Source organism: Streptomyces sp. NPDC059477, assembly GCF_042749375.1.
GTDB lineage: Bacteria > Actinomycetota > Actinomycetes > Streptomycetales > Streptomycetaceae > Streptomyces.
In genome coordinates this window covers 148,669-164,690 of the sequence record NZ_JBHYUG010000008.1, presented here as the reverse complement: position 1 = coordinate 164,690, position 16,022 = coordinate 148,669, and the positions used below count along the sequence as shown (strand labels likewise).

Sequence of the window (16,022 nt, the reverse complement as noted above, 5' to 3'; positions counted from 1 at the left end):
GGGGGGCGCGCCACGCTGCCCCACGGTCAGCACCCGGAAACGTTCACCGCGCCGGGCCGCCAGCTCGCTTACTCCGAGGGTACGTACGCGGGTGGCGGCCAGCTCCAGGGCGAGCGGGATGCCGTCGAGGCGGCGGCAGATCTCGGCGACGGCGGCCCGGGCCGCCGGGTCCACGGCGTCCGGGTCAGACGGGAAGCCGGGTGCGGAGGCGGCGGCCCGCGCGGTGAACAGCCGGACGGCGTCGTCGGTGGCGAGTGGTTCGACGAGGAACACGGCCTCGCCCGCCAGGCGGAGCGGTTCCTGGCTGGTGACCAGGACCCTCAGTCCGGGGGCGGTGCGCAGCAGCAGTTCCGTGAGTGCGGCGGTCGCGTCGACCACGTGTTCGCAGTTGTCCAGGACCAGCAGGGTACGGCGGTCGCGCACCACGGCGGCGAGGCGATGCGCCGGGGAGGGAGCGTGGGCTCCCGCTCCGGCGCCCGGGAGTGCGGACGGGCTGTCGTCGCGGACGCCGAGCGCGGCGGCCACGATCTGGGCGAGATCGTCGGTGGTGGCGTCCCGGACGCCGGAGAACTCCGCGAGCCAGACCCCGTCGGGAAGGTCGTCCGCCCGTACGGTCCCGGCCGCCGCTCCCGCGAGCCGGGTCTTGCCGACGCCGCCGGGGCCGGTGAGGGTCACCAGACGGGCGGTGGTGAGGAGTCGGGTGAGGCGGGTGAGGGCTTCGGCGCGGCCGATGAGCGGAGTCAGGGCGGTGGGGAGGTTCGAGTGGGGGGTTCTGATGGGGGGTGTATCGGAGAAGGGGTTGGCGGCGAAGGGGGTGGCGTAGGCGGTGAGGGTGACTTGCGGGGCGGTGTCGGGGTGTGGTGCCTTCGGCGTTGTCGTGGGGGTCGTGGGCGGCGCGGGTGTCATGGGGATCGTTGGCCTGGTTGCCGCCGTACCCGGGGCCCGGCTGTCTCTCCCCCGTGTCGGCGCGGTCGTGGCGGCGCCGGACGCGGTGTCGGTGAGGGGGTGTTCCAGCGCCGGGTCCTGCCGCAGTACCGCCCGGTGCAGTGCGCTGAGCGCGGGGCTGGGGTCGACGCCGAGGTGTTCGGCGAGGTGGGAGCGGAGTGTCTCGTAGGCGTCGAGGGCCTCGCTCTGGCGACCGGTCAGGTACAGGGCCCGTATCTGGAGGGCGCGCAGGCGTTCCCTCAGTGGGTGCCGGGCCACCAGTTCGGACAGTTCACCGGCGAGCAGCGCCCGGTCGTCGGTCTCCAGGCGGGCCTCGGCCTGTTCCTCCAGCACGGACAGTCGCTGTTCGGCGAGACGGCGGGCGGTGCCCCGTACGAACTCCTCGTCGGCGAAGTCGGCGTACGCGGGCCCTCGCCACAGGTCGAGGGCCTCGGTGAGCAGGGCGGCCCGGACGTGCTGGTCCCGGACGGGACGGGCCTGGGCCACCAGTGCGTGGAAGCGGTCGGCGTCGACCTCGTCGGTCGTGGGGTCGAGGCGGAGGCGGTAGCCGGGGGGCTGCCGTTCGACACGGTGGCGGCCGAGGATCCGGCGGAGCTGGGAGACCTTGGCCTGGAGGGCGCCCGGCGGTCTGCCCGGCGGGGCGTCGCCCCATAGGTCGTGGATGAGGCGGTCGGCGGAGACCGGCCTCTGCTCGTGCGCCAGCAGATCCGCGAGGAGTGCCCTGACCTTCAGCTCCGGGACCGTGACCGGCATTCCGTCGTCGTCCCACACCGCGAGTGGCCCGAGCACCCCAAACCGCATGTGGGCAACCGTACATGTCCGATGTCAGCGGGCCCGAAGTGTTTCCGAAGCGCGTCCGAAGCAGGTCCGAAGCGCGGTCCCGCACAGTCGTTGCCGCCGGGTGACGATCTCGCTCGCCCGGCGGGGCCATGGGGAGGGGCGTCGCGATGCACCCGTACCCGGGACACCCGAGCAGGCACCCCCGGAACGCCCCGCCCGCACACGAAACCGGAGATCTCCGCATGAGCACTTCGTCCACATCACCGGCCGGCTCCGGCGAGGACGCCCGCGCTGTCCCTGGCGCGCGGGTGTGCGGCGTGGAAAGGCTTCCGCTCTTCCCCTTGCTGGCCCTCGCCACCGCTGTCTTCATCACCAGCCTCACCGAGACCCTCCCGGCGGGGCTGCTCCCCGCGATGAGCGACGACCTCCGGGTGAGCGAGTCCGCGACCGGCCAGACGGTGACGATCTACGCGATCGGTACGGCGTTGACCGCGATCCCGCTGACCGCGGCCACCGCGGCGTGGCGGCGCAAGGCACTGCTGCTGACCGCGATGGCGACCTTCGCCGTGGCCAACACCGTGACGGCCCTGTCGTCGGTCTACGGTCTGACGCTGGCGGCCCGGTTCGTCGCGGGTGTCGCCGCCGGTGTGGCCTGGGCCCTGCTCGCCGGGTACGCGCGCCGGTTGGCGCCCGTGCCGCTCCAGGGCAAGGCCATCGCGGTCGCCATGGCGGGCATCCCCGTGGCGCTCTCGCTCGGTGTGCCGGCCGGCACCTTCCTCGGTGAGACGCTCGGCTGGCGCACGGCGTTCCTGGCGATGACCGCGCTCACGGCGCTCCTGCTGGTGTGGATCCTCGCCGCCGTACCGGATCACCCCGGGCAGAAGGCCGGTGAGCGCCCAAGGATGCTCGGCGCGCTGCGCGTACCGGGGGTGGCGCCGGTCCTCTTCGTCACGCTGGTCTTCGTACTGGCCCACACCATCCTGTACGCCTATGTCGCCACGTTCCTGGAGGACCTGGGCCTGGGCGGCGACACGGCCGCGGTGCTGCTCGTGTTCGGTGCCGCCTCACTGCTGAGCATCTGGATCGTGGGCGCGCAGATCCACCGCCGGCTGCGCGCGCTGACCATCGCCGCCACCCTGCTGGTCGCCGTGTCCGCGGCGTTGCTCGCCGTGCTCTCGGACACCACCGCCCTGGTGTACGGGGCCGCGCTGCTGTGGGGTCTTGGGTGGGGCGGTGTGCCCACGCTGCTCCAGACGGCGGCGGGTGACGCCGGTGGCGACTCGGCCGACGCGGCACAGGCGATGCTGGTGACGTTGTGGAACGTCGCCATGGCGGGCGGGGGCGTCATCGGCGGCGTCCTGCTCGACGTGCGCGGCAGCGACACCTTCCCCTGGGCCATGCTGCTGCTCCTGCTGCCCGTGCTCGCGGTCGTCGTCCGCGCCGACGGTCACGGCTTCCCGGCGAAGCGGCCCGGCGGCGCGTAGGACAGGCGACGGCTCCGGTTCCCCGGATCAGCCCGGTCGCTGACTACCGACTGCCGCTGTCGGCGGTGGTCCAGCGCGGATCGATGTGGCCGAGCCATGTGTCCTGGTCGTCGGCCAGTGGTTGCTTCAGGGGAAGGAGGACGAACCGGCAGGCGAAGGTGAGGCCGGCGTCGTCTCCGTCGCCATGGACCTGATGGTCCCACGCGTCGGAGGTGTTTGCTGGTGCCTGGAGGTGGAAGAAGCTGGTTCGCCGTGGGTGACCCGTGTCGGGATGGGGCTTGTCCTCCACGGCGATCTGGCGGACCACCGTGACCGTACGCAGACCGGTCTCCTCGGCGACCTCTCGGAGTACCGCTTCTTCCAGTTCCTCGCCCGATGTGACTCCTCCCGCCGGGACTTGGGTGCCGGCCTCCGGCAGGCCGATGTGATCGAACACCAGAACCTCGGGGACGGTGCGGTCTCGGATCACGTATGCGGCGACGCGGATTCTGGGTCGGGTCATCCCGGCATTGTCCGTCATCGCGGCCTGGGTCACCGCCCAGGCCGCGGCGATGAGCGGGCGGTGCAGGTCTGCCCGTCGGATGCAGACGCCGATGGTCAGCCGGCCGGGGGCGGAGGGGGTGGGCAGCCGGCGAAGTCCCGTGCGGATGCCGCTGTGGCGCAGTACGAGGTCGGGGATGATGCCGGTGCCGTAGCCGAGGGCGACCAGGGTGAGGAGGGCTTCGTGTCCGTCGGCCTCGATGGCGATGTGCGGATGGATGCCCAGGCTTCGGAACCAATGGTCGGCGGCGGCGCGGACGAGCCCTTGCCGGGGCAGGACGAACGGCTCGTCAGATGCGGGGAATCGCACCGGGGTCGGGGCGGTGGTGGCCTGGACGAAGACGAGGGGGTTGCCGAGGGCAGCCGTCTGATCGATCTGGCGTGCGGCACCGGCTCACTGGCTGTCCAGGCCGCGCGACGCGGTGCCGTCGCCCACGGCGTGGATGTGTCCGAGGAGATGCTCGCCTTCGCCCAGGCCCGGGCCGAGCGGTTCGGCGTCGCGCCGCACTGGCACCGGGGCGGCTTCCTGGACTACGCCCACATCGGGCCGCTCGCCGATGTGGTGACCACGAAGTCGGCCCTGCACCAGCTTCCGGACCTGTGGAAACAGCAGGCGCTCCGCAACGCGGCCGGGTATCTGGACACCCGGCGGCCCTTGCGGTGCATGTGACCGCCCGCGGAAGCGATGCCGAGCGAGCGGGGGTGCCAGTGATCGACAGGGACGCTCCGGCTGCGCCACCAACTCCCTTTACTCCGAAGGCCATTTGAGTATCAGTACTCATGTGCATCGGGCAACACGACCGAAAACTGTGCACATGACTCGAACCCTTCACCCGCCGAGCACCGTGACTCCCGCCCAGCGTCGCCGCCTATGGCTCACTCCCGCGCTCCTGGCGGTCGCCGCCCTGGCGCTCACCGCCTGTGGCACGGAGAGGACGAATGCCGGAGCGTCGCGGGACAGGCCTGCCGACGCCGCCGACGCGCGGCCCGTCTCCGTGCCACCGAGCCCCGATCAGGAGGTGGCCTTCGTCCGGATGCTGGACACGGTCGCACGGCCCTGCTTCCCGGACACTCCCCCAGAACATGAGGCGAGCGCCGACGAAGAGGCGGAGAGGCCGCCGACCGCCCCCGTGGAGGCTCTGCCGATCGACACGGCTCCACCGGCCGGAGCCGGCCCGGCACCCGGCGAGTCCGCCGCTCCGCACGATACGGAACTGAGTGCGGTCGAGAAGTGCGTGGGCCGCCTCCACGCCGAACGCATCACCCAGGCACTCGGCGAGGTGAAGGAGCCGGCCCCGGCCGAGGTGCGAGAGATCCTGAACCAACTCGGCTACATCGACCAGCGCATCCACGGTCTCAAGGAGTCCGGGACAGGCTCACAGTTCATCCTCGACCTGCGGTTCATGGGCAGCGGACTCTGCTTGGAGGCATCGGTGAACGGCACCGAGACCACCATCGAGCCCTTTGGATCGCCCGAGACCGGCGCGATTCCAACTGCCGGGCGGGAGCGTTGAGTCACTGCTCCAGAAGCAGAGGCAGCGAGGTCACCTCACGCCACCGCGGTCCCCTCAAGCTCGACCAGCTGCCCCGGGATCGCCAATCGGGTCACCCCCAGCATCGTGGTGGTCGGCGCCACCCCGGCGGCGCCCAATCGCGCGGCCAGCACCCCGTAGTGCTGGAACAGCACATCGACGTCCGTCGTGTAGACGTTGAGCCGGACAAGGTTCGCGAGAGACATGCCGGCCTCGCCGAGCACGGCTTCCAGGTTGTCGATGCTGAGTGTCAACTGCGCCGCCATGTCGCCGTCGTGCCGGGGCCTGCCGTCGCCGCCCATCGCCGTCTGCCCCGAGATGTACAGGGTCCGGGTGTGCCCGGAGACGATCTCACCCTGGTTGAATCCCAGGTCCGCCGACCACGTCACCGGGTTGACCGCCGTTCGCTCCACTGCCACATCAGCTCCGTTCGATTCACTGGAAGTACGTCCATCGGTCCTGCGCCGACGTCGTGTCCGTGAGCCTCCCAACAAATCACGACACCGTCGGTCACGTATTCCGGTAGCGTTCCGGCATGCGTGCCGACCGGCTGGTTTCACTGGTGCTTCTGCTGCGCCAGCGCGGTCGGATGACCGCGGACACGCTCGCCCGTGAGCTGGAGGTGTCCACCCGCACCGTGCTGCGCGACATCGAGGCGCTGTCCGCGGCCGGTGTCCCGGTGTACGCCGAGCGCGGCCGGCACGGCGGTTTCGCGTTGCTGCCCGGTTTCCGGACCGAGCTGACCGGACTGAACCACGACGAGGCCCTCGCCCTGCTGACCGCCGGATCGGCGCGCGGCGAGAAGATGTTCGGGCTCGGCTCGGCGCTCGCTTCGGGTATGCGCAAGGTGGTCGACGCGCTGCCCGAGAGCCACCGGGCCACCGCGAGCGACGCGGCCCAGCGCTTCCTCGTCGACCCGGAGACCGACCTGCTCTCCCGTCGGCTCGTCACCGAGCGGGTACCCGACACCACCATGATCGAGGTCCGGCGCGCGGTGCTCGCGGGACACAAGCTGCGTATCCACTACACGGCGGCCGGGCAGGGCCCGAAGTGGCGCACGGTGGATCCGATCGGCCTGGTCACCGTACGTGAGCAGGGGTACTTGCTGGCCACACGATCGGGCGCGGACCGCACCTACCGGCTGTCCCGGATCCTGACGGCCGAGGCACTCCCCGACCCGGCGCAGCGGCCGAACCGCGTTGATCTGGACCGGATCTGGCGTGAACGCTCCGCGCGGTTCCTCTCCGGCGGCGACCACCTCACCGTGCTGGTACGGGTGGACCCGGCGCGGCGGGAGGAACTGCTGGACACCGTACTGGCCGTCCGCGCGGAGGATCCCGACACCGACGGCCGACTGCGGCTGGAGGTGACCTTCCAGGATCCGAGACACGCGGAATGGGCGCTGTGGCAGCTGGGCACGGACGCCGAGGCCCTCGCCCCGCAGTCGTTGCGCACCGCCCTGCACCACCGCGCCACCGCGCTGGCCACCCACTACGCGGACTCATCGCAGGCACGCGGAACGCCCCCGGAGTCCGTCGAGTGAGGGCGAGTCCGTCGGCGGCGCGGAAAATCGGGTGACCGCCGGACCGGGCGTCGCTAGTGTCCTCCGCCGACGCTTGCATGGGTGGTGGAGTTGTTCTCTCACGGTTCACGGCGCTCTCCGGTGCGTTCGCTGTTACGGCTGTGGCCGCAGGTGAGGCCGGTGCGGGGCCGGTTGTTCCTGGCGGTGCTGCTGGCGGTCATCGCTTCGTGCCTGGCGCTGGTGGTGCCGTTGGTGCTGAAGTGGCTGGTGGACGGTCCGGTCAGCGACGGACACGCGGCGGGGGTGTGGCTGGCCGGCGGACTCCTGCTGCTCCTGGGGGTCGTCGAGGCCGGTGTCTTCGGGGTGCGGCGCCGGTTGATGGCCCGCCCGCTGGCGGCGGTCGAGGCGTCGATGCGCGGTCGGCTCCACGACCACCTCCAGCGTCTGCCCGTCTCGTTCCACGACCGCTGGTCGTCGGGCCAGCTCGTGTCGCGAGGCACCTCGGACCTCGGGTCGTTACAGGGCTTTCTGGCGCTGGCCCTGCCGTTCCTGGTGGTCAACGCCGTGACGCTGCTGGTCGGCTGTGTGCTCCTGCTGACCCAGCAGTGGGTGCTCGGCCTGATACTGCTGGCCCCCGTGCTGCCCCTGCTGGCGCTGTGTTCCTTCCTTGAGACGCGGTACGGGCTCGCGGCGCGGCGGGCGAGGGAACAGGCCGGCGATCTGACCACGATGGTGGAGGAGTCGGTGCTGGGCTTCCGGGTCGTCAAGAGCTTCGGCCATCACCACCGGCTGACCCGGGCGTTCCGGCAGCGGGCGCTGCGGATCCACGGTACGGAACTGGCCAAGGCTCGCCTGCTGGCAGCCCTGTCCACGCTGCTCGCGGTACTGCCGGACGCGTCGCTGGGGGCCGTACTGGTGCTGGGCGCGGTGGAGGTGGCTGACGGCGTGCTGTCGGCCGGGACCCTCCTGGCCTTTCTCGCCGTCGCGATGGAACTGCGCCCCGTGGTCGCGTCGACGGGATCACTGCTCGCGATGAGCAGCGACGCCGCCGCCGCGGCCGACCGCTACTTCGAGGTGATGGACGAGCCCGCCCCGGCCGACCACGCGCGGGCGCGCCTCACCCGGCGAGCCGGGCCGACGGCGGAAACAGAAGACAGGCCCGAGGCAGCCGCAGCCGACCTGGTCTTCGAGGACGTGGAGTTCCGCTACCCGGACGCGTCGCCCGATGAGCCGCCCCTCCTCCAAGGCGTCAGCCTGCGGATCGCGCCCGGCGAGACCGTGGCCCTGGTGGGCACCATCGGCACCGGCAAGAGCACTCTGGTCGCCCTGGTGCCCCGCCTGCACGAGCCGACCGGCGGCCGGATCCTCCTCGACGGGACGGACGTGACGGCACTGACACGCGCCGGGCTACGCCGTCAGGTCTCCGTCGCCTTCGAGGAGCCCCCGCTGTTCTCCACGACGGTCGCCGAGAACGTACTCCTGGGAGCCGAGGACGCCGACGAGGCGGATCTCGCCAGGGCCCTGCGTATCGCCCGGGCCGACGGGTTCGTCGGGACCCTCCCGGACGGTGTGCTCACCCAGGTCGGTGAGCGGGGCATGAGTCTGTCCGGGGGCCAGCGTCAGCGGCTGGCGCTGGCCCGGGCAGTCGTCGGCCGGCCCCGACTGCTGGTCCTCGATGACCCGCTCTCCGCGCTGGACATCCACACCGAGTCGCTCGTCGAGGCGGCGCTGCGGCGGGTCCTGGCCACCACGACGGCCCTGGTCGTCGCACACCGGCCGTCCACCGTGCTGCTCGCCGACCGGGTCGCGCTGCTGTCCGGCGGCCGGATCACCGCCGTCGGCACCCATGACGACCTCCTGCGCACCTGCGCCGAATACACCTCGCTGATGGGCACGTTCGCGGGCTACGGGGGTGGCGCGCGGTGATCCGATCGGGCACCGGGCGGCACCGCGACCCGCGGGGGAAGGACGTACCCGAGGGAGCGGCCCGCTCCCTGCTGGTGTCCCTGCTGCGCCCGCACGCGCGCCGCCTCTGGCTGGCCGGGGCGCTGATACTGCTCCAGCGGGGCGCGGCGCTGACGGGTCCGCTGCTGGTGGCGTACACGCTCGATCGAGCGGTGCCGGCCTGGCGCGTGGGCGACCGCGGGCCGATGACCACCGTCGCGATCGGCCACCTGCTCTGTGCGACGGCCTCCGGTGCCCTCCAGTACGGCTTCGTCGCGGTGTCCGCCCGGATCGGCCAGGACGTGCTGCTCGACCTGCGGGTCCGCGTGTTCGGGCACGCCCAGGAGCTGGGCCTGGACTTCCACGAGCGCTATACCTCCGGCCGCCTCACCTCCCGGCTCACCACGGACGTCGAGGCGTTGCGCGCGCTGCTCGACGAAGGGCTGGCGGCGATCGTCACGGCCGCCGTGTCCACCGTCGGCATCACCACCGCGCTGCTGTACCTCGACCGGCCCCTGGGTGCCGCGGCGGTGCTGGTCATGGGACCGCTCGCCTGGACCATGCGGTCCTTCCGGCGCCGCTCGACGCGTATCTACCGCAGGAGATCGAGCGCGATCGCCGCCGTCGTCGCGAGACTCGCCGAAACCCTGGGCGGCATCCGTACGGTCCAGGCGTTCCGGCGGGAGGCCTCCAACTCGGCCGCGTTCGCCGTCCTCAACGGGGAGCACGAGCGGACGAACGGCGACGCCGGCCTGGAGATGGCCCGGTACGTCACCTCCTCACGGCTGGTCGCCAACGTCGGCGTGGCCCTGCTGGTGATGTGGGGCGCCTCCCGGGTCGTCTCCGGCGGACTGGAGCTGGGTGTCTTCGCCGCCGCCGTCCTCTACCTGCGGCAGCTCTACGACAACCCCCTCAGGCTCGGCGGGGTCGCCGACGCCCACCAGTCGGCGACCGCGTCCCTGGAGAAGCTCGCCGCCCTGCTCGCCCAGGAGCCCACCGTCCCCGACCCACCCGCCCCGAGACCCCTGCCGCCGATCGCGGCACGCAGCCGGGGGCGCTCGGTGACCTTCGAGAACGTGAGCTTCGCCTACCCCGGCGGCAGGGAGGCACTGTCCGGCGTCGACTTCCGCATCCCCGCCGGTCAGACCGTCGCCGTGGTCGGCCCGACCGGTGCCGGCAAGTCCACCCTGGCCAAGCTGCTGGCCCGCTTCCACGACCCCGTGACCGGCCGCGTCCTCATCGACGGGGCGGACCTGCGGCAACTGTCGGCCCATGAGCTGCGCCGAACGGTGACCATGGTGCCGCAGGACGCGTTCCTCTTCTCCGGCTCGGTGGCCGAGAACATCGCCATCGGACGGCCCGGGGCCGATGCCGGGGCGATCACCCGCGCGGCGCGGGACATCGGGGCGCACGACGTCATCGCCGCGCTGCCGGACGGCTACGACACCGACGTCCGCGCCCGCGGCACCCGGCTCTCAGCGGGCCAGCGGCAGCTCATCGCCCTGACCCGTGCCCTGCTCGCCGAACCCGCCATCGTGATCCTCGACGAGGCGACCTCCTCCCTCGACATCCCCACCGAACGGACCGTGCACCACGCGATGCGCACCATGCTCCGCGACCGCACGGCCCTGGTCATCGCCCACCGCCCGTCGACGGTCCAACTCGCGGACCGGGTACTGGTGGTGGACGACGGACGCCTCGTGGCGGACGGGCCGCCCGCCACCCTGCTCGCGCGCCAGGGCCGGTTCACCGGCCCGCACCGGACAGATCACCGCTGACCCGCCGGTCGTCCGGGTCGGCCGTGCGTACGACGAGTCCGGCGCGGCGCCGTACGGCAACGGGTGACCGGCGGTCGCCGAGCGACAGGTAGGCAGTGCCGCCGATGGGCTCGGGGTTCGGCTCGCTCCTGGTGACGTCCCGCCGGGGGCGGGCCGAACGGTCGAGGGCACCGGGCGGATCAACCGCCACGCCCTGACGTGGCATTGACAGTCACCCTGATCGGCGCGACGGTGAAGGCCTCTTGTGATCCGAGACCGGAGGTCGCCCCTTGACCGGTTCGTCAGTACCTCGTTCGGACACCGACCTCGTCGAACGCGCGCGCGGGCTCCAGCCGCTCATCCGCTCGCACGCCGCGCGCACGGAGCGACAGCGGCGGGTGACGGGCGAGGTCGTCGAGGCTCTCTCGGGCGCCGGGATCCACCGGATGAACGTCCCGCGCCGCTACGGGGGTTACCAGTCCTCGCTGCGGACTCAGGTCGGCGCGCTGAGCGAGGTCTCCGCCGCGTGCGGGTCGGCCGGGTTCATGGCACTGATCCAGGCCGGGTGTGCGTTCATCGCGGCCCTGTTCCCCGACGAAGCCCAGGACGAGATCTTCACCAGTCCGGATGTACGGGTGGGTGGCACCCTCATCCCGAGTGCGAAGGCGGTTGTGGCGGACGGCGGCTATGTGGTGAGCGGAAACTCACCCTTCGCGACGGGCTGTCAGGACGCCGACTGGCATCTGCTGACCGCGCTGGCCGACACCGGGGAGGGCCCGCCGGAGGCGCTGTGGCTGGCGATCCCCATGACCGAGCTGACGGTGCTGGACGACTGGGACGTCTCGGGACTGGCCGGGAGCGGCAGCAACACCGTCGTGGCCCGGGACGTCCATGTGCCCGCCCATCGGGTCCTGCCGGTGGGGCCGTTGCTGGCGGGCACGTTCCCGTCGCGGCGCAACAGCGACGACCCGTTCTACCGGATGCCCGTGCTGCTGATGTTCTGTGCCTGGGCGGCGGCGGGCGCCCTCGGTCTGGCGCGGGCGGCTCTGACGGAGTTCGAGGAGCGCATCCATCAGCGGGGCATCACGTACACCTTCTACGAGCGTCAGCACGAGGCCCCGGTGACGCATCTCCAGTTCGCCGAGGCCGCGATGAAGGTCTCCGCCGCCGAACTGATCACCGCCGACCTCGTGGCGCTGATCGAGTCCAGGGCGGCCGGGGGAGAACCGTACACGACGCGGGAGCGGGTCCGGGTCAGGGCGCAGTGCGGGTATCTGACGCGGCTGTGCAAGGAGGCCGCCGATCTGATCGGGTCCGCTTCGGGTGCCTCGTCCCTGCACCGGGAGGCGCCGGTCCAGCGGATCGTGCGGGACCTGAACGCCCTGAGCCTGCACTCGTTCGTCAACCCCGCCGCCAACCTGGAGCTGTACGGCAGGGTGCTGTCGGGGCTCGACGCGGGGACGCCCTTCCTCTAGGAACACTTCAGGGCGACCGGGAGTGCCTCGGGGTGACCAGGAGCGCTTCAGGGCGTCTGGCTGTTCAGAAGGGCTGGTTGAGGACGCGCTCCACCTGGTTGAGCTGACCGGCACGGCGAGTTCCTCGCCCAGGGCCACGGCGTCCTCACGGGCCATGCCGGCACCCTGGGTGTGGTGGGGGGCGCGTACGCGGCGTCACCGAGAACGATGGTGCGGTTCCTGAACCAGGGTGACGGCAGGAAGACCTCGCTGAGCGGGCTGTGGACGATGCCGTCAGGGCTGGTGATGCTGTCGCGCAGCTCTCCGGTCAGCCCGCCGTACCCGGCGAGCCGCTCGGTGAGCAGGTCGGCCATGCGGTCGGGGGCGATGTGGGGATTGCCGGGCTCGGGGGCGACGTGGAGCAAGTACATGCTGTGGTGGTCGCTCAACCGGATGACGCCCGCCTTGGTGCCGTCGCCCTGGAAGAGCAGGGTGTTGGTGACCTCCGTCGGCCGGGGCATCGTCAGCCGCCACACCGCGTATCCGGTGAAGGCGTGCTCGAACTCGGTGCCGAAGAGGCGTCGCCGCAGTGGGGAGCGCAGTCCGTCGAACCCGACCACCAGATCGTAGGTCCCGGTCGTGCTGTCGGTCAGGGTGACATGGGCCTCGTCACCCGTGTCCTCAAGGTCCCGCAGGGACACGCCGTAGGAGACCTTGGCGCCGGCGCGCCGGGCCGCGCCGGTGAGGATGTCGTGGAGGTCGCGCCGGGCGAGCGCGTTGTTCGCGGGCACATCACCGCCCAGGACCGACGGGCAGCCGGCTGGTTGATGCCGACGCCGAAGACCTCGGAGTTCTCCCGGATCTCCACGACGTCGACCTCGACGCCACGCTGCGCGAGGCAGGCGGCGGCGCCGAGTCCGCCTGTGCCCGCCCCGATGACTGGATCGCCGACACCATAGGAACCACCCCGCACGCCCGTCCCCGGCGGGCCGGCGCCTCAGGAGATACGGGCTCCCGCGCCGCTGACCTGAACGCGCGGGTCGCCCGCCCGCAGTGTCACCGTCAGCTCGCCGGGGCGGCCCATGTCCTCGCCCTGGTGCAGGGTGAGGACGGCGTCCTCGGGGACCAGCCCCAGCTCGCGTGCGTACGCGCCGAAGGCGGCGGCGGCAGCGCCGGTCGCCGGGTCCTCCACGACACCGCCGACGGGGAAGGGGTCACGGACATGGAAGACGGTGGCCGACTCCCGCCACACCAACTGGACGGTGGTCAGGTCCAGGCGGTGCATCAGGGTTTCGAGGCGCGTGAAGTCGTACGCGAGATCCGCGAGGCGACCGCGTGTCGCCGCCGCGAGCACGAGATGGCGGGCCCCGGCGAAGGCGATCCGGGGCGGGAAGGCCGGGTCGAGATCGGCGGACGGCCAGCCGAGCGCGGCGAGCGCCTCCGCGAGGTCGGCCGCGGCGATCTCCTCGATGTGCGGCTCGACGCTGGTGAGTGTGGCCCGGACCGTCCCGCCCTCCCCGGTCACCTCCACGGGCACGGTGCCTGCGCGCGTCGCGAACAGCAGCTTCCCGGGGCCCGTCCGCTCGGCGAGCGCGACGGCGGTCGCGATGGTGGCGTGCCCGCAGAACGGCACCTCGGCCCTGGGGCTGAAGTAGCGGATGGTGTACGCCCGTCCTTCCTGGCCGCCGATTCCCTCCGGGGGCGTGGTCAGGAACGCGGACTCCGAGTATCCGAGATCGGCGGCGATGGCCAGCATGTCGCTGTCGCTGAGGGCGGTGGCGTCCAGGACGACACCTGCCGGATTGCCGCCCTCGGGGTCGCTGGAGAAGGCGGTGTAGCGCAGTACCTCGGGTCCGGGCGCGTTCGTGGTCATGCCGGTGGCAACGCGGGGTGCGGCCGTGGTCATTCCCGGGTGCGGGCGGGTCCCTGCCTCGGTCGCCCCGCGCGGTCCTGCTCGCGTACCGCCTGCCGAGGCGGCCTCATCCTTCCTGCGATGTGGTCCGTTCATGCTCGGTGCCGGAGTGTGGAGTTGCCGGGGACGGTCCGGCAGGGGGCTCCGTGGCGGCGGATTCCGCGGGCGGGGGCGGGGGCGGGGCAGGCTTCGCCGGGGCGGGGGCCGCCGCGAGGAGGCTGACGTCGTCCCGGGCCCAGCCGAGGTGGAAGTGTTCGGCGGCTGCGTACAGGGCGGTGACGGCGGCCTGGGGGGCGGGCTCGCTCAGGTCGGCGAGGACGCGGGCCACCCGGTCGCCGCCGAACTCCTCGCCGCTGCTGTTGCGGCCCTCGGTGAGGCCGTCGGTGGACAGCACCAGCAGATCACCGGGTCCCAGGCGGGTGGTGCGGGTCTGCCAGGTGACGGGCGGGGCCGCCAGGAACGGGTGGACGATGGGGCCGGTGGTCCCCAGGCGCTCGACCGTGCCGTCGGCCCGCCGCAGGAAGGGCTCCTCATGACCGGCGTTCACCCAGTGGACGGTGGCGCGCTCGGGGTCCAGGACGGCGATGGCCAGGGTGGTGAAGCGTTCTTCCTCACCGGCCAGGGCGTGGTGCGCGGCACGCACCGATGCCTCCAGACCGGCACCGAGCCGCAGGCTCACCATCACGACGCTCTTCAGGCGTACCGCCAGCAGTCCGGCGGCGACCCCGTGCCCGCAGACGTCGCCGAGGAGGACGGCGGTGGTCCCGTCGGCGAGCGGCACCGTGGCGAGGTAGTCGCCCGCGATCAGGCCCTCGGCCGCGCGCACGTCCCCGGCCACCACGACCCCGGGTCCCGGCTCCTCCAGGTCGGCCAGGATCTCGCGCAGGCCCCTGACCGCGGGCCCGACCTGGACGAGGGCCTCCTGGTCCCTGCGTGACTGGCGTTGGGAGTGGGCCAGACGCTCGCGTACGGCTTCGGCCTCCCGCGACAGCCGGCCGCTCCACCCCCGGCTCCTCCTGGGCGGCGTCCCGGCGGACGTGTCACCCCGGGCCGCGCGCCGCAGCTCCCGGGCGAGCGCGCCCGCGGGGGCGAGATAGCGGCGTTCCAGCAACGCCGCCGCTGCCACGGCCGCGGTCAGCAGCGCGGCGGACAGGCCCAGGATGTAGTACATCACCCCGTCCATCTGCCAGGCCGTGGCTCGTACGTCCAGGTCCCTGTGCTGGTCCAGGAGTGCCGCGAGCGCTGCCGCCCGGGCGTCGACCGCGGCGTAGGTGCCCTCGGCGGGATGCGCGCCGGCGGCGGACGCGGGCTGCGCGTAGACCCGTACGAGGTCCGCCTCCGCGCCGGGGCGGTCGTTCGCCAGCCACCGGGCGACACTGCGATCGAGGTTCCCGGCCTTCGTGTTCACCTCGGTGTCCGCGCCGGCGACCAGGTGGGTCAGCTCCTTCAGATGCCGTAGCAGGGACGTGCGGGCTTCCGGGCGCATCTCCTCGCCCCCTGCTCCGGCCAATGCGGCGGCCCGCAGGTCGCCCGCCGCCGCCTGAACCGCGACGAGTTCCGCGACGGCCGGAGCCCAGCGGGTCTCGATCCGGTGCGCGGCCTGCTCGTGGTGTGCGTTCAGCGCCAGCCCCACCAGCGCGACACCGACGGCCAGCACCGCCGCCACACCCACCAGGGCGGCGAGCAGCGACCTCGATCCGGTCAGACGACGCAACGACAGCACACGGCGACGCTACCCACGACCGAATCCCCGGCCTGCGGCACCACGCCGGGACCGCCGGCAGTGGGCGGGCGAGGGCCAGGCTGGGGACATCGGGCGCTCGGCGACGGGATCGACGAGCTCGCCCGGGTGACGCGGCCACCGTCCCTGCGGTGGGCGGCGGTGGGCAGGGACTGCTGCGGATCGCGAGGGACCAGGGCGCTGTCCTGCGGGTTCTGCTGCGCGAGGCCGGGCCTGTGACCCGTACCCGCCGTGCGGTTGCCGTCGCGGGGGGGTCGATGGGGGTGGGGGGCCCGCGGGGGGGGTGAGGGTCTCCGGGGGGCGGTGGGGCGGGGGGGCGGTGACGCGGGGGCCGGTGCCCGGGGGGTACATCCGCCGCCTGGGGCGGTGGTTGTGGGCCACGGGGTGGGTGGCCGTCACCCAGTCGACGAT

14 protein-coding genes and 2 pseudogenes are annotated in these 16,022 nt (G+C 72.6%); 7 read left to right on the top strand and 9 right to left on the bottom strand.

Annotated features, from left to right (window positions below; genetic code table 11):
- Window positions 1-1,746 (bottom strand): BTAD domain-containing putative transcriptional regulator (locus tag ACFXAZ_RS06815; RefSeq protein WP_384586034.1); only part of this gene is annotated, 1,746 nt, incomplete at its 3' end.
- A gap of 221 nt (window positions 1,747-1,967) precedes the next feature.
- On the opposite strand from ACFXAZ_RS06815, the gene ACFXAZ_RS06810 reads away from it, so the two are divergent.
- Entirely contained in the window at window positions 1,968-3,209 is a 1,242-nt protein-coding gene (locus tag ACFXAZ_RS06810; protein ID WP_384586032.1) for an MFS transporter, read from the top strand.
- 43 nt (window positions 3,210-3,252) lie between these two features.
- On the opposite strand, the gene ACFXAZ_RS06805 is transcribed toward ACFXAZ_RS06810, so the two are convergent.
- Both ACFXAZ_RS06805 and ACFXAZ_RS06800 read right to left on the bottom strand, forming a co-directional pair.
- Entirely contained in the window at window positions 3,253-3,711 is a 459-nt protein-coding gene (locus tag ACFXAZ_RS06805; RefSeq protein ID WP_384586046.1) for an NUDIX domain-containing protein, read from the bottom strand.
- Window positions 3,712-3,741: 30 nt separating this feature from the next.
- A pseudogene (locus ACFXAZ_RS06800) lies at window positions 3,742-4,059 on the bottom strand (LysR substrate-binding domain-containing protein); the annotation flags it as partial.
- Here ACFXAZ_RS06800 and ACFXAZ_RS06795 point away from each other — a divergent pair.
- Together ACFXAZ_RS06795 and ACFXAZ_RS06790 are read left to right on the top strand one after the other, a co-directional pair.
- Window positions 3,964-4,419 carry a class I SAM-dependent methyltransferase gene (locus tag ACFXAZ_RS06795; RefSeq protein ID WP_384586030.1) on the top strand — a complete coding sequence of 152 codons (456 nt, stop codon included), beginning with the start codon at window positions 3,964-3,966 and terminating at the stop codon, window positions 4,417-4,419. The pseudogene ACFXAZ_RS06800 and the gene ACFXAZ_RS06795 sit on opposite strands and share 96 nt — an antisense overlap.
- Before the next feature lie 145 nt (window positions 4,420-4,564).
- Window positions 4,565-5,263, top strand: coding sequence for a hypothetical protein (locus tag ACFXAZ_RS06790; RefSeq protein ID WP_384586028.1), 699 nt, complete (start codon window positions 4,565-4,567; stop codon window positions 5,261-5,263).
- A 35-nt stretch (window positions 5,264-5,298) separates the two neighbouring features.
- Here ACFXAZ_RS06790 and ACFXAZ_RS06785 read toward each other — a convergent pair whose 3' ends face one another.
- Window positions 5,299-5,694, bottom strand: coding sequence for a RidA family protein (locus ACFXAZ_RS06785; protein WP_384586044.1), 396 nt, complete (start codon window positions 5,692-5,694; stop codon window positions 5,299-5,301).
- A 122-nt stretch (window positions 5,695-5,816) separates the two neighbouring features.
- Between ACFXAZ_RS06785 and ACFXAZ_RS06780 the strand changes: the two genes are divergently transcribed.
- The 3 genes from ACFXAZ_RS06780 to ACFXAZ_RS06770 all read left to right on the top strand — a co-directional run bounded on the left by ACFXAZ_RS06780 (window position 5,817) and on the right by ACFXAZ_RS06770 (window position 10,525).
- On the top strand, window positions 5,817-6,824 hold the full coding sequence (locus ACFXAZ_RS06780) for a helix-turn-helix transcriptional regulator (RefSeq protein WP_384586026.1): 1,008 nt from the start codon (window positions 5,817-5,819) through the stop codon (window positions 6,822-6,824).
- A 120-nt stretch (window positions 6,825-6,944) separates the two neighbouring features.
- On the top strand, window positions 6,945-8,729 hold the full coding sequence (locus tag ACFXAZ_RS06775) for an ABC transporter ATP-binding protein (protein WP_384586024.1): 1,785 nt from the start codon (window positions 6,945-6,947) through the stop codon (window positions 8,727-8,729).
- Window positions 8,726-10,525 carry an ABC transporter ATP-binding protein gene (locus tag ACFXAZ_RS06770; protein ID WP_384586022.1) on the top strand — a complete coding sequence of 600 codons (1,800 nt, stop codon included), beginning with the start codon at window positions 8,726-8,728 and terminating at the stop codon, window positions 10,523-10,525. The genes ACFXAZ_RS06775 and ACFXAZ_RS06770 overlap by 4 nt, the downstream gene beginning before the upstream one ends.
- Here ACFXAZ_RS06770 and ACFXAZ_RS06765 read toward each other — a convergent pair.
- Window positions 10,494-10,730 (bottom strand): hypothetical protein, encoded by a 237-nt coding sequence (locus ACFXAZ_RS06765; protein WP_384586020.1) that lies wholly within the window; start codon window positions 10,728-10,730, stop codon window positions 10,494-10,496. The two genes, ACFXAZ_RS06770 and ACFXAZ_RS06765, sit on opposite strands and share 32 nt — an antisense overlap.
- Window positions 10,731-10,794: 64 nt before the next feature.
- Here ACFXAZ_RS06765 and ACFXAZ_RS06760 point away from each other — a divergent pair, with 64 nt between their 5' ends.
- Window positions 10,795-11,979, top strand: a complete 1,185-nt coding sequence (locus tag ACFXAZ_RS06760) for an acyl-CoA dehydrogenase family protein (RefSeq protein WP_384586018.1) — start codon at window positions 10,795-10,797, stop codon at window positions 11,977-11,979.
- Window positions 11,980-12,026: 47 nt separating this feature from the next.
- On the opposite strand, the gene ACFXAZ_RS06755 is transcribed toward ACFXAZ_RS06760, so the two are convergent.
- The 4 genes and pseudogenes from ACFXAZ_RS06755 to ACFXAZ_RS06740 form a co-directional block, all read right to left on the bottom strand.
- Window positions 12,027-12,749, bottom strand: coding sequence for an FAD-dependent monooxygenase (locus ACFXAZ_RS06755; RefSeq protein ID WP_384586048.1), 723 nt, complete (start codon window positions 12,747-12,749; stop codon window positions 12,027-12,029).
- Between the two features lie 74 nt (window positions 12,750-12,823).
- A pseudogene (locus ACFXAZ_RS06750) lies at window positions 12,824-12,931 on the bottom strand (hypothetical protein); the annotation flags it as partial.
- A gap of 24 nt (window positions 12,932-12,955) precedes the next feature.
- The gene (locus tag ACFXAZ_RS06745) at window positions 12,956-13,831 is read right to left on the bottom strand and encodes a PhzF family phenazine biosynthesis protein (RefSeq protein WP_384586017.1); all 876 of its coding nucleotides are present in this window, start codon (window positions 13,829-13,831) and stop codon (window positions 12,956-12,958) included.
- Between the two features lie 106 nt (window positions 13,832-13,937).
- Window positions 13,938-15,593: a PP2C family protein-serine/threonine phosphatase gene (locus ACFXAZ_RS06740; RefSeq protein WP_384586015.1), complete on the bottom strand. Its 1,656-nt coding sequence runs from the start codon at window positions 15,591-15,593 to the stop codon at window positions 13,938-13,940.
- Between the last annotated feature and the right edge of the window lie 429 nt (window positions 15,594-16,022).

Excerpts from the sequence above, each read along its gene's own strand:
- ACFXAZ_RS06810 (WP_384586032.1), top strand. The coding sequence starts at position 1,968 with ATGAGCACTTCGTCCACATCACCGGCCGGCTCCGGCGAGGACGCCCGC.
- ACFXAZ_RS06805 (WP_384586046.1), bottom strand. The coding sequence starts at position 3,711 with ATGACCCGACCCAGAATCCGCGTCGCCGCATACGTGATCCGAGACCGC.
- ACFXAZ_RS06795 (WP_384586030.1), top strand. The coding sequence starts at position 3,964 with ATGGATGCCCAGGCTTCGGAACCAATGGTCGGCGGCGGCGCGGACGAG.
- ACFXAZ_RS06790 (WP_384586028.1), top strand. The coding sequence starts at position 4,565 with ATGACTCGAACCCTTCACCCGCCGAGCACCGTGACTCCCGCCCAGCGT.
- ACFXAZ_RS06780 (WP_384586026.1), top strand. The coding sequence starts at position 5,817 with ATGCGTGCCGACCGGCTGGTTTCACTGGTGCTTCTGCTGCGCCAGCGC.
- ACFXAZ_RS06765 (WP_384586020.1), bottom strand. The coding sequence starts at position 10,730 with ATGCCACGTCAGGGCGTGGCGGTTGATCCGCCCGGTGCCCTCGACCGT.
- ACFXAZ_RS06745 (WP_384586017.1), bottom strand. The coding sequence starts at position 13,831 with ATGACCACGAACGCGCCCGGACCCGAGGTACTGCGCTACACCGCCTTC.